Genomic DNA, 12,965 nt, shown 5'->3' with positions numbered 1-12,965 from the left:
TGACTGCTGACGAGAATCCCTATGAATATTAAAGATTTCAATTGCATTTCGTTTTTTTGGCTCTCACTGTTTTTGATTAGTTGTGGAGGAGGAAGTGTCAGCGATGATCCACCTTCTCAAAGCGTAACAAACCGACCTCCGGTGCTAACCTCATCCGTAGAAGCGTTTTTTCCGCAAACACTCTCTGGAAGCGTATATACCGTAACAGCATCAGATGCTGATGGTGATAGCCTGTCATATTCTATATCTGGAGAAGACGCTTCATCATTTGCAATTGACGAAAATACTGGTGATATAACATTTGTTTTTACGCCTGACGTTGACTTCCCCAGAGCCAGCGATGGAAGCAATTTCTACGTTATTGATGTCACAGCGACAGACCCATCCTCTTCCTCCGACTCGCAGTGTTTAGATATTGAAGTAACGAGACACGACCCAAATGGCTAATGCCGATCAGTTAAGAAATATTTTAGCGATCGGTTGACCGATCTTTTATAGATGTAAAAATCCGATGAGCATTCGCCATCGGATTTTTTTATGGATATCAAGACAGCGTTAGATACTGCTTTCAATGCCAGTACCCAGTTTCACTCATTTGAAAAACTCTCAACTTTCTTAGACTCTTCAATTATCGACGAGGCCTTTGTTGAAGCAGGTGTGGCAACCGTTGGAAAGCGTCGCTCACCGCTTGAGTCGGTGATTTGGTGTGTCATGGGAATGAGTCTTTTTAGGCAAGAATCAGTGTGGAATATTGCTACTAAGATGGATATTGCATTGCCCGGTAAGGCACCGCTCGTAGCGCCAAGCGCTATGGTTCAGGCGCGACAGCGCTTGGGAACTGAGGCCGTTAAACAGTCTTTTAAATAGATGGCGAAACATTGGTATCAACAGAATAAATTCGAAGCATGGAACGGCTTGAATTTACTTGGTGTCGATGGTGTCGTTTGGCGAACGTCAGATACCGCAGAGAACCGTGAAAAATATGGCTCTGGTAGCACACAATATGGTGATACAGCCTTTCCTCAGATTCGCATGGTCTGCCAGATGGAGCTGACAAGCCACCAACTCATCAGCAGTGCGTTTGATAAATACAAATCGAATGAGATGGTGCTAGCAGAGCAGCTGATTAGCGATACGCCTAATCTTTCACTGACCATGTTTGACCGTGGCTTTTATTCCTTAGGATTGCTTCATCAGTGGCAAAGCGCTGGAAAAGAAAGACACTGGATGATACCCGCCAGAAAAGACCTCCAGTTTGATGTATTAGAGAGCTATAGCCGTGTAGATAAACGGGTAAAACTAACAACCACATCTCAAGCGAGAAAGAAATTCCCCACACTTCCCAATGAGCTTGAAGCGCGATTAATTACAAAGAAAATTAAAGGAAAAGAGTGTCGAATGCTTACATCTCTTACCGATGACATGTGTTATCCCAGTGACGAGATTGTAGACTTATACAGCCATCGTTGGGAAATTGAATTAGGGTATCGAGAGATGAAGCAGACGCTACTGAATAGTGAATACACGCTTCGGAGTAAGCGGCCTGATATGGTTGAGCAGGAGTTATGGGGATTACTGCTGGCTTATAACCTGATACGAGTGGCAATGACTGAAGCTGCACTACACAAAGGCATCTGGCCTAATCAGCTAAGCTTCAGCGGATGCTCAAGCGCAGTGGTTGCATTTCTTCTTACAACAGGCCTTACAAGCCCAGGGAATCTGCCTGTGTTGTATGAAAATCTTATCAATCAACTCACTTACTACGAGCTACCGACACGGCGAGAGGACAGGTTATATCCGCGGTGTGTTAAATCCAAACAGAGTAAGTACCCCGCTAAAAAGAAAAATGCCAGTCAGCTTAACTGACTGGCATTAGGCTCTGCGCCTGCTTTTCCGTCATTTAAATACTCGTGAGAGTTAAATACTCACCCGCTTGTAAGGGCGATACTCGGCCTTCCAAAAGTTTCGCTCGATACTTGCGCGCAGTGCCTCTTCAGGCATTTCAAGCGCTAAGCCTTGTTGCATGGCAACTTTACCAACCTCAAAGGCGATGTCTCGGCTTAATTCTGCAATTTGCACGAGTGAAGGAAGTAGTGAGCCTTCACCGGTGTTGACTAATGGAGACGCTTTAGCAAGCGCGTTACTGGCCGCCATCAACATTTCATCGCTAATCAGCTTTGCTTTAGACGCCACAACACCTAATCCTATACCCGGGAAAATATAAGAGTTATTGCATTGGGCGATTGGGAACACTTTGCCATTATACTCAACAGGTTTAAACGGACTTCCCGTAGCGATAATGACTTCGCCATCAGTCCATTCAATAACCTGCTCGGGACGTGCCTCAACTTGTCTAGATGGATTGCTGAGCGGAAAGATAATTGGCAGCTCGCAGTTTTGCTTCATTGCACGAATTATTTGCTCGGTAAACAAACCTGGTTGCCCAGATACACCAATAAGCACGTCGGGCTTGGCACAGTGCATAACGTCAAGTAAAGACGCGTAGTCACCGCTAAATGTCCAATCGGCCAAATCGTCGCGTTTTTGCTGCAGCTTTTCTTGGAAGTCTCGTAAGCCTTCCATACCCTCAGTTAAAAGACCGAACCGGTCGATCATAAACACTTGCTTGCGTGCTTGCTCGTCGGTTAACCCCTCAAAAACCATTTGTTGAATAAGCATTTCAGCAATACCACAACCTGCTGAGCCAGACCCAACAAACACAACTTTCATGTCGCTTAGTTTTTGTTGTTTCGTTCTGCACGCCGCTAATATAGTCCCCAGCGTAACTGCAGCCGTTCCTTGTATATCGTCATTGAAACAGCAAACATCGTTGCGGTAGCGATTAAGCAGAGGCATTGCATTAGGCTGAGCGAAATCTTCAAATTGAATAAGCACATCTGGCCAACGGCGCTTAACGGCTTGAATGAACATGTCGACAAACTCATCGTATTCTTTTTGCTCGATACGGGGGTGACGAGCTCCCATATACATAGGGTCATTCAACAGTTTTTCGTTATTGGTTCCCACATCTAGCATTACCGGTAGTGTATAAGCAGGGCTTATACCACCACACGCCGTATATAGAGACAGTTTTCCAATAGGTATGCCCATTCCACCAATACCTTGGTCACCCAAACCTAAGATACGCTCGCCGTCGGTGACTACGATAACTTTAACTTTACGTTTAGTGGCATTACGCACGATATCATCTATTTGATGGCGCTCTTCATAAGACACGAACAAACCGCGAGAACTGCGATAAATATCAGAAAACTGTTCGCATGCATCACCTACCGTCGGGGTGTAGATCAGCGGCATCATTTCGTCGATATATTTTTGAATAAGGCGGTAAAACAGGGTCTCGTTATTATCTTGAATAGCGCGTAGATAAATGTGCTTATTCAGCGCTTCATCGAAGCTACTGTACTGCATATAAGCGCGCTCTACTTGTTCATCAATACTCTCGTAACGAGGCGGCACTAACCCCGTTAAGTTAAATGCAGCTCGTTCTCGTGCAGTAAATGCACTGCCTTTATTGAGCAAGGGCGTTTCCAGCAACGAGGGGCCGGAATGCGGAATATAAAGATAGCGCTGTGAATCTTCTGACATGATTTTTCCGGTTGTGGGTTCAGACAAGTGAATAGCCAAAGCCTGAAAGGGATCGTTATTTGACCCCTTTCCTTTTGTTAAAATATTTCTTCTGCCTCTGGCGTCGTTTTCTCATCTTGCTCGGCCGGATCTACTACTTCGTCATCTCGAACGTAAACAGTAGGCTCGGTTCCTTGCAAGAAATATTCGAATAGTGTCGTATGGTCTGTGCGATTGGTCAACTTTCCACTGGTACGATCAATGCGAACACGCACAATATCTTCGGGTATAGGAAGCGGTGAATAGGGCTTATCTTCTAGAGCGTACTCCATGAATCTTATCCAAGCTGGGCCTGCCGCCTTAGCGCCATCTTCGGTGCCTATTAATGCGTTACCAATCCAATTGAATTTTTCAGGGTTCTTATTGATTAGGTTTTGATTTCGAGTTGCACGACCAAGCTGTCTACTCATATTGTCAAACCCAACCCAAGCAGTGGCTACTATGTCTTTGTGAAAGCCGCTAAACCAAGTATCTCTTGAGTCGTTAGTGGTACCCGTTTTACCTGCGATATCGGTTCGCTGAAGTATATTCCGCGCTCGCCAACCAGTTCCCAGCCAATATGTTTTTTTATTCCAATTGCCGTTTGCTCGCACGCCCGTGCGCATCATTTCAGCAACTAAGAAAGCATTCTGTGGAGTAATTACCTGTGGCGCGATGATTTTCTCTTGCTCTTCATCCGCTTCACCGGTAATTGGTAATGCATCTCCAAATTCAGCAGCAAGCAAGGCTTCTACGTCGTTCTCATCTATAGACTCTGCGCTAACATTACCACTTTCATTTTCACAACGGTTACAGGCCCACACGGGGTTAGCCTGCCATAGTTGATTGCCACTTTCGTCGAGCACCTTGTTAATAAAATGAGGATTAACAAGGTATCCACCGTTGGCGATAACCGACATAGCACGAACCACCTCTAACGGTGTGTGAGAACTCGAACCCAGCGATACTGTTTCATCCAATGGTATGTCTTCTTTATCAAATCCAAAGCGCGTAAGGTAATTGGCGGTTTCACGCAACCCCACACCACGCAGTAATCTAACAGACACCACGTTTTTCGACTTACCCAATGCCTTACGCATGCGAATGGGGCCATCGTATTCAGCCGGTGAATTTTGTGGTCGCCAAGCCACACCAGTAGCCGCATTCCATTGGTTAATGGGTGCATCATTGATGATAGACGCTAACGTATAGCCACTATCAATAGCTGCCGAGTAAACAAAAGGTTTGATATTAGAGCCCACCTGACGTTTAGCCTGCGTGGCTCTATTAAATTGGCTTTGATAAAAACTGTAGCCACCAACAACCGCTTCTACTGCACCATTTTCAGGATTAAGCGCAATAAATGCTCCGCTGACTTCGGGAATTTGAGCGATACGCCAAGCATCATCTTGCTCGCGTATATAAATAACAGCACCTTCACGAGTAACATCAGAAGCTGTTTCTGGGTCGCTGCCTTGCCTGAAATCCGTTATGTATTTTCGCGCCCAATCAAGTCCATCCCACTCTACAGTGCGTAATTCACCATCTACGGAAAGTACCTCAATAGACTTTTCGTTTACCACTTTCACCACTGATGGTATCAGCGGTTTTATGTAGGGAATTTCTTCTAATACAGATATCAACGACGGGTCATCCCACATCGCTCGCTGCGTGCGATTACTGACATCAAAGCTCAGCGATAACTGGGGTATTTTATCGTCTTTAGACTCTGGTTTCGGAATATCCCATAAGTAACCAAGTGCACCTTTATAACCGTGTCGCTCGTCATAATCGTGTAAATTGCGTACTACCGCTCTTTGCGCTGCTAGCTGTAGGTCTGAAGTAGCCGTTGCGTAAACTTGATACCCGCCTGTTTCTGCTTCTTCTTTTCCGTAGGTTGCTACCATTTCGGTATAAATAACATCGGCTAAATAGGGGGCGTCCACCTCAATTTCAGCACCGTGTTTACGAGCCGTTACGGGTGCCTGAACAGCTTCATCGAATTCTGCTCTGGTGATGTATTGTTCATCAAGCATGCGCAATAAAACAACTCTTCTTCGCTCGACTGAACGTTCTGGACCACTAATGGGGTTGAGAACCGAGGGTGCTTTAGGTAGGCCAGCAATAGTGGCAATTTGAGCAAGAGACAGCTCGGTTAATGGTTTGCCGTAATAAACTTGCGCTGCCGCACCAAAGCCAAAGGAGCGATGACCCAACTCAATCTTATTGAGGTAAAGCTCCAAGATCTCTTGTTTTGATAACTCTTGCTCCATATGCAGAGCGATAAAAATTTCTTTTACTTTTCGGATATATGTTTTTTCTCGGGAAAGAAAAAAGCCTCGTGCAAGCTGCATAGTGAGTGTACTGGCACCCTGTCGTTTTTCGCCTGTTAAAATTAGGCTAACGGCAGCACGAGCTATACCAATGGGGTCAATACCGTGGTGTTCGTAAAAACGGCTGTCTTCTGTGGCCAGAATGGCATCTATCAATTGCTGAGGAACGTCCTCAAGTTTTACCGGTATCCGCCGTTTAACTCCATACTGAGAAATAAGTTTTCCATCTTTAGTATAGATTTGCATAGGTGTCTGTAGACGAACATCCTTAAGGACAGTAACACTAGGCAGGTCGGGTTTGATATAAAAGTAAATACCTACTAGCGCAGCAAAGCCAAGAAGGCCAGAAAGGAAGCTGAAAAGGATGAACGGTTTAATGTACTTCACTGTAACGGATACCAAGGAAATTTATGATGAAATGACGTATATTCTATACGTATGTGCTATCAACAGAACCATACATATAAATTATTTAGCGTAATATTGTACTTTAGAGCAACTACCTTTGGAACTAGGCACGAATAAATGAAATCGCTACTGAAAAAAAAGCTGCCACCCATTGTGGGCTTAGATATAGGCACGCGTCAAATAAAAGCGGTGTGGATAGAGCAAAGCAAAGAAGGCTTTGTTCTTCAAGGCTATGCCTGTGAATCCATAAGCAAAACAGCATTTTCAGAACGCGACATCAAAGATTACGAGTCAATAAGCGTAGCGCTTAAAAAAGTGAAAAAGGCATTAAAAACAAAAATTAAGCTTGCGAACGTAGCTGTAGCCGGTACCTCTGTAATCAGTAAGGTGGTATACATGGACCCAGAGCAAAGCGATTATGATTTAGAGAATCAAATTGAAATTGAAGCAGATAGTCTTATCCCCTATCCGCTTGAAGAAGTATACCTAGACTTTGAAGAGATGGGACCTAGCACTACTCACACAGGTAAAGTAAACGTGTTGCTTACTGCCGCTCATAAAGATTTAGTAGACAGCCGACTACTGTTGGCAAGAGAAGCTAACTTCGAGCCCAAAATAGTGGATATGGAAAACTATGCCATCGGTAATGCCATAGACTATTTTCATTCAGCGCCCGACGATGAGCCCGTGTGCTGTGTCAATGTCGGCGCATCACTATTGCAAGTGTGTGTGGTTAAAGACGGAAACGTCATTTACAACAAAGAGCATTCCTTTGGCTTAAATAACCTAGTCAGTGACATTAGCGCCATTCACATGATTGAGCGTGAAACTGCCGAGCGTCAATTGCTTGATGGCACATTATCTGGCAATTGGGTTGAAGACACACTGCCAATTTTTGCTGCTAATCTTCAACAAAGTATTAACCGCGCACTTCAGATGTATATGAGTACACTTCACGCAGAAAGACCGAAAAAGATTTTACTGTCTGGGGGGGCTGCCACCATCACACCGTTAGTCGATATACTCAATCAAGACCTTGGGCTAGATGTTGCCTGCTTTAATCCGTTTGCAGGAATGTCGGTGAATCCTAAGTTAGACGCCGCCAAGTTACAAAAAGTAGCACCTCAATTAGTTATTGCGGCGGGCTTGGCAAGCAGGAGCTTTACGCCATGGCACATGTAAACCTACTGCCCTGGCGTGAAAAACAGCGCCAGCACCAAAAGCAACAATATTTAGCTGGCTTATTAGCGGTAGCAGCCATTGTCGGTCTGATATTCTGGTTCATCGGACAAGCCATCGATCAACAAATTAATCATCAGAACTCTCGTAACCAATACCTAGAGCAAGAAATTGCCGCCCTCGACAGACAAATTGGCGACATCAAAAAAGTGAAAGAAAACAAAAGCGCCATTGAACAGAGAATGACGTTAATAGAGCAACTACAGGCTAGTCGAAATATCGCTCCAATTGTATTCGACGAACTGGCAAAGCTAGTGCCTTCCGGTGTTGCTTTTAATACCGTGACTCGCACTGGTAACAATATAAAGATTGAAGGTACCAGCGATTCTAACAATAGACTGTCTGATTTTATGCGCGCCTTGGATAAGTCGGACATATTTGTGGCCGCCGAACTCTCAACGATTAAATCTGACAGCAGCGCAGCACGAGCGGTAAGTGACTTTACGCTTAACTTTGCTATTGCCCCCAATGTAGTACCGTTAAACAATGCAGACGATGAGGCATAATAACGATGAAATTTGATGTCTCTAAACTAAAAGAACTCAATGAACTCGATTTCGAGCAAATTGCAATTTGGCCCAATGAGGTACGAATTGTCGTCGCTGCGTTTGTTGCTATAGCGGTAGGAGCATTAAGTTACTATCTCTTGATCAGCCCTAAGCTTCCTATTCTAGATGCGGCGAAACTCAAAGAAGATGAACTCAAGCTTCAATTTGAAGCAAAGTATCGAATTGCTGCCAACCTTGAGGCCTATCAAGCCCAGTTAGAGCAAATCAAAAAAGACTTTTCCTCTATGCTGAAAAGTTTGCCAACCAGTAATGAAACCCCCGGATTACTCGACGACATTACGTATGTCGGCACGTCTGCAGGCCTAACATTTAGACTGCTTAATTGGCAGCAAGAGGTACCTAAAGAATTCTACACTGAATTGCCGATAGAGATGGAAGTCAGCGGTGGGTATCACAATTTTGGCGAATTTGTTTCTGAGGTTGCAGACCTCCCGCGTATAGTAACGTTGCACGATTTTGATATTGCACGGGATGAAAGTGGTCTTACTCTCAAACTGCAGGCAAGAACCTATCGCTCTGATAACCCCTCACTGCTAGAGGGAGATAAAGAATAATGCGTTATCTTTTGTCTTTATTTATTTTTGCTATTATCTCAGGCTGCTCACCCGAATTGACTGACTTGCGTACTTACACGGAGAGTGTGAAGAATCGCGCTCAACCCAGTGTTGAGCCTTATACTAAGTTTGTAACACATCCACCTTTTGCCTACAGTTCTGCATCGTTAAGAAGCCCTTTTGAACAACCAAAAGGTACGCCGGCAGTTGTGAGTCAAACTCGGGTTGAAAACTGTCTTCAGCCCGATTTTCAGCGCGCAAAACAGACGCTAGAACAATACGGCTTAGATGCGCTGGCACTAACAGGAAGTTTTACTGTAGGCGGCGAAAAGTGGGCATTAATTAAAAGCAACGATGGCGCGCTGCACAAAGCCAAATTAAACAGCAGAATAGGACTGTTTTACGGCAGCATTACGCAAATTGACGCAGAATCGATTACTATAGAACAGTTATTACCAGATGGTGCTGGCTGCTGGCAAAGGAAAACAACGACAATGACTACAGCATCACAGGCGGGAGATTAAGCATGGCCGAACGATATATTTTTAATAAGTCACTCAATCGAAGCGGCCCGAGATGGTATTGGTTGGCAGGCGCCATTGCCGTATTTCTTTCTTTTACTTTGCTTGTTGCCCCGTCAAAAGCTCAAGACACTCTGTTAATTGACCCGCAATCAAAAAGTGATGCAGCACTTGTTACCACGACCGTAACAGATGTAGATTTTACGCAGAACGCGAAAAACACGGCGATTACTCTAGTGACGTTTGAAGGCGAAGTGCCTAAAACACAGCTAGTGGAGTCACAAGGAAAAGTGTCGGTAACGTTAATGGCAACAAATTTAGGTGAAGACCAGCTTGTAGAGCTAGATGTCGCAGACTTTGGTACGGTGGTATCCACCATAGAAACTTTTGAAGACGGCAAATCGTCTCGCATAGAAGTGAATTATGAAGGTGCGGTTGTTGTTAAAAACTCGGTAAAAGGGAATCAGCTGCAAATTGAAGTAACACCTATGGCGAAAGAGCAGCAAGAAGCGCTTGAGAGTGAAACCGAGTATACGGGCGAACCAATATCACTCGATTTTCAAGACGTTCCTGTTCGTCAAGTATTACAAATTATTGCCCAAGTTAACGGCTTCAACCTGGTCACTACCGATTCTGTTACTGGTAACGTAACCATAAGCCTTTCTGGCGTACCATGGGACCAAGCCCTCGATATGATTATGCGGGTGAAAGGCCTAGACAAACGTTTAGAAGGCAACATTTTACTTATTGCGCCGGCAGAGGAATTATCAGCAAGGGAAACCCAAGCCCTTCAGTCTCGCCAACAAGTGGCAGATTTAGCCCCTCTACAAACTGTAGATATTGCTATTAACTATGCGAAAGCAGCAGAACTGGCGGCTATTTTAAAATCGACCGAAGGCGGTATTTTGTCAGACAGAGGCGGTGTTACTGTTGATGAACGTACCAACACGTTACTAATCAGAGATACACTGGAATCGATTGACGAAGCGAGAAAAACGATTGAAGTGCTTGATATTCCCGTTAAGCAGGTGCTAATAGAGAGTCGCATGGTGACTGTGCTTGATAACGTAGATGAACAGCTTGGTGTACGCTGGGGATTTAGCGACAGACAAGACGACAATGGCGTATCAGGCTCTTTGGAAGGCGCCGATACTATTGCAGGTGGTATAGCGCCAACTATTAATGACCGACTCAATGTTAATTTACCTGTAAGCAGCGCAGCAGGAACTATCGGCTTTCAAATTGCTAGCCTTATTGACGGCACCATTTTGGATTTAGAGCTGTCAGCTTTAGAATCTGAAAATAAAGGGGAAATCATCGCAAGCCCCCGCATTACCGTCGCTAACCAACACGAAGCATACATTGAGCAAGGTACAGAAATTCCTTTTGTGCAGGCGACGTCTAGTGGTGCTACAGCGGTTGAGTTCAAAAAAGCAGTGTTATCACTCAAGGTTACGCCTCATATCACACCGGATAATAGAATTATCCTCGACCTTGTTGTTACTCAAGATACGCGAGGCGAGACTGTATCAACATCTACTGGTGATGCTGTAGCTATCGATACACAAGAGATTCAAACTCAAGTATTGGTAGAAAATGGTGAAACTATTGTTCTTGGCGGTATTTTTCAGCAAACCAGTAATGACGGTGTGAACAAAGTTCCGCTATTTGGCGACTTGCCAGTGCTTGGAGCCTTGTTCAGAAACACGACAACACTGCAGCAGAAACGCGAATTGCTAATTTTCGTTACACCGAAAATAGTGACTGAAAGACCGTAAGCCCCGCCCCTCTTAGTAAAAACGTGCATAACCTTGCACGTTTTTTACTTTTACAGCGTTTTTTAATAAGAAATTACAGGTATATGCATATTGTTGGTAACAAAACTTGCAACGCCTTACCGGAAACTGAGATAATCGCCGCCTCGAAATATTAACGAGGTTTAAGGAGTGGTGCTTATTGGACATTAAATAGGCACGAGTCAATGGGTAGGCTGGTAAGGCAACAGTGCACTGCCCCTAACATGATTAAGTTGTGATATAAGCAAATATGGCTGAAAAACGTAATATCTTTTTAGTTGGCCCGATGGGTGCTGGCAAAAGCACAATCGGTAGACATCTAGCAGACGAACTTCACTTAGATTTTTTTGATTCTGATCAGGAAATTGAGCGCCGTACTGGGGCTGATATCGCTTGGATCTTTGACTTAGAAGGTGAGGATGGTTTTAGAGCGCGGGAAGAAAACGTCATTAATGATTTGACCGACAAGCAAGGTATTGTGCTTGCGACTGGCGGTGGCTCTATCGTGACTAAAGCAGTACGTAACCGTTTATCTGCCCGTGGAATCGTTGTTTACTTGCAAACTACCATCGATAAGCAAGTTGCTCGCACACAACGTGACAAGCGTCGCCCTCTGCTTCAGAACGAAGATCCAGAGAAGGTACTTCGCGACCTCGCCGAGCAAAGAAACCCTCTTTATGAAGAGGTTGCAGACTACGTAGTTGATACCGACGACCAGTCGGCACGCGCCGTTGCAAATCAAATCATCAGTAAAATCGGTCTTTAATAGAATAGTGTATTAGGAGGTGCTACGCCCATGTCAACCTTAACTGTGGAACTTGGAGAACGTAGCTATCCTATACAGATAGAAGCGGGCTTACTTTCAAAGCCTGCTGTCTTTGCCCCCTACATCAAAGGCCCCTTGGCCGTTATCGTTACCAACGAAACCGTTGCACCTTTGTATCTCGACGCAGCAAAAGCCGCCTGTGGTGATGTGAGTGTTGAAACTATCATTCTTCCCGATGGCGAACAGCACAAAAATCTGACACAGTTTGAGGTGGTAATGACTCGCCTGCTTGAGCTTAATGCAGCTAGAGATACCACACTCATCGCTCTGGGCGGTGGAGTTATCGGAGATTTAACGGGTTTTGTAGCAGCAACTTATCAACGCGGCGTACCTTTTATTCAGGTGCCTACCACACTGCTATCGCAAGTAGACTCTTCTGTTGGTGGCAAAACTGCGGTAAATCACCCGCTAGGCAAAAACATGATTGGGGCCTTCTATCAGCCGGTATTTGTTGCAATAGATACACAGTCACTGTCTACCCTTCCAAAGCGAGAATTCGCAGCTGGCATGGCAGAGGTAATAAAGTACGGCATCATTTATGATGCCCCATTTTTTACATGGCTAGAGTCTGCTGTTGAGAAGCTAAAAGCACTAGACACCGAAATATTAAGCCAAACCATTTACCGCTGTTGTCAGATTAAAGCTGAAGTTGTGGCAAAAGATGAGCGTGAGGGAGGACTGCGCGCTATTCTTAATCTAGGGCATACTTTTGGACATGCTATTGAAGCTGAACAAGGCTATGGCAACTGGCTACACGGTGAAGCAGTTGCAGCTGGTACTATAATTGCCTGCTTAGCAGCACAAGAGCTAGCGTGGTTTGATGCGTCAGAAACTCGTCGAGTTGCCGACTTATTCAGCGCTTTCAACCTTCCAATCGAGGGGCCAAAAAGTATGGCGAAGGCGGATTATGTTAAGCATATGAAGCGGGATAAGAAAGTAGAAGCAGGTAGCATTCGCTTTGTTCTCCCTCAAGGAATAGGCAGTGCGGTTGTGACTAAAGAAGTGACAGGCGACATACTTTCTCGCGTATTACCCTAGCCTTTTATATTCGCTAACGCTTATTTGCGTTATTCAGTGTTGACGTTACGCGTC

At 44.8% G+C, this 12,965-nt stretch carries 10 protein-coding genes and 1 pseudogene; 9 read left to right on the top strand and 2 right to left on the bottom strand.

Annotation, left to right across the window (positions count from 1 at the left end; genetic code table 11):
• Positions 1–21: 21 nt before the first annotated feature.
• Together BM528_RS02175 and BM528_RS02170 are read left to right on the top strand one after the other, a co-directional pair.
• Positions 22–447, top strand: a complete 426-nt coding sequence (locus tag BM528_RS02175; RefSeq protein ID WP_071978466.1) for a cadherin repeat domain-containing protein — start codon at positions 22–24, stop codon at positions 445–447.
• 90 nt (positions 448–537) lie between these two features.
• Positions 538–1,866 (top strand): annotated as a pseudogene (locus BM528_RS02170) (IS4 family transposase).
• Between the two features lie 51 nt (positions 1,867–1,917).
• Here the strand turns inward: BM528_RS02170 and BM528_RS02165 are convergent.
• Together BM528_RS02165 and BM528_RS02160 are read right to left on the bottom strand one after the other, a co-directional pair.
• Positions 1,918–3,609 carry an NAD-dependent malic enzyme gene (locus BM528_RS02165; RefSeq protein WP_071981110.1) on the bottom strand — a complete coding sequence of 564 codons (1,692 nt, stop codon included), beginning with the start codon at positions 3,607–3,609 and terminating at the stop codon, positions 1,918–1,920.
• Between the two features lie 77 nt (positions 3,610–3,686).
• Positions 3,687–6,347, bottom strand: a complete 2,661-nt coding sequence (locus BM528_RS02160; RefSeq protein ID WP_071978465.1) for a penicillin-binding protein 1A — start codon at positions 6,345–6,347, stop codon at positions 3,687–3,689.
• Between the two features lie 138 nt (positions 6,348–6,485).
• Between BM528_RS02160 and pilM the strand changes: the two genes are divergently transcribed.
• The 7 genes from pilM (at position 6,486) to aroB (ending at position 12,911) form a co-directional block, all read left to right on the top strand.
• Positions 6,486–7,550: a type IV pilus assembly protein PilM gene (gene pilM / locus BM528_RS02155; RefSeq protein WP_071978464.1), complete on the top strand. Its 1,065-nt coding sequence runs from the start codon at positions 6,486–6,488 to the stop codon at positions 7,548–7,550.
• Complete coding sequence (locus tag BM528_RS02150) at positions 7,538–8,113, top strand: PilN domain-containing protein (protein WP_071978463.1); 576 nt, start codon at positions 7,538–7,540, stop codon at positions 8,111–8,113. The genes pilM and BM528_RS02150 overlap by 13 nt, the downstream gene beginning before the upstream one ends.
• Positions 8,114–8,118: 5 nt before the next feature.
• Positions 8,119–8,730, top strand: a complete 612-nt coding sequence (locus BM528_RS02145) for a type 4a pilus biogenesis protein PilO (protein WP_071978462.1) — start codon at positions 8,119–8,121, stop codon at positions 8,728–8,730.
• Positions 8,730–9,254, top strand: a complete 525-nt coding sequence (locus BM528_RS02140; RefSeq protein ID WP_071978461.1) for a pilus assembly protein PilP — start codon at positions 8,730–8,732, stop codon at positions 9,252–9,254. The genes BM528_RS02145 and BM528_RS02140 overlap by 1 nt, the downstream gene beginning before the upstream one ends.
• 2 nt (positions 9,255–9,256) lie before the next feature.
• Positions 9,257–11,029, top strand: a complete 1,773-nt coding sequence (locus BM528_RS02135; protein WP_071978460.1) for a type IV pilus secretin PilQ — start codon at positions 9,257–9,259, stop codon at positions 11,027–11,029.
• Positions 11,030–11,297: 268 nt separating this feature from the next.
• Entirely contained in the window at positions 11,298–11,813 is a 516-nt protein-coding gene (gene aroK / locus BM528_RS02130) for a shikimate kinase AroK (protein WP_071978459.1), read from the top strand.
• A 30-nt stretch (positions 11,814–11,843) separates the two neighbouring features.
• A complete protein-coding gene (gene aroB / locus BM528_RS02125) occupies positions 11,844–12,911 on the top strand; it encodes a 3-dehydroquinate synthase (RefSeq protein WP_071978458.1) in 1,068 nt (355 codons plus the stop codon).
• The last annotated feature ends 54 nt before the right edge of the window (positions 12,912–12,965 follow it).

It is taken from the genome of Alteromonas sp. RW2A1, assembly GCF_001886475.1.
Classification (GTDB): Bacteria; Pseudomonadota; Gammaproteobacteria; order Enterobacterales; family Alteromonadaceae; genus Alteromonas; species Alteromonas hispanica.
This window is presented reverse-complemented; position numbering and strand designations above follow the sequence as displayed.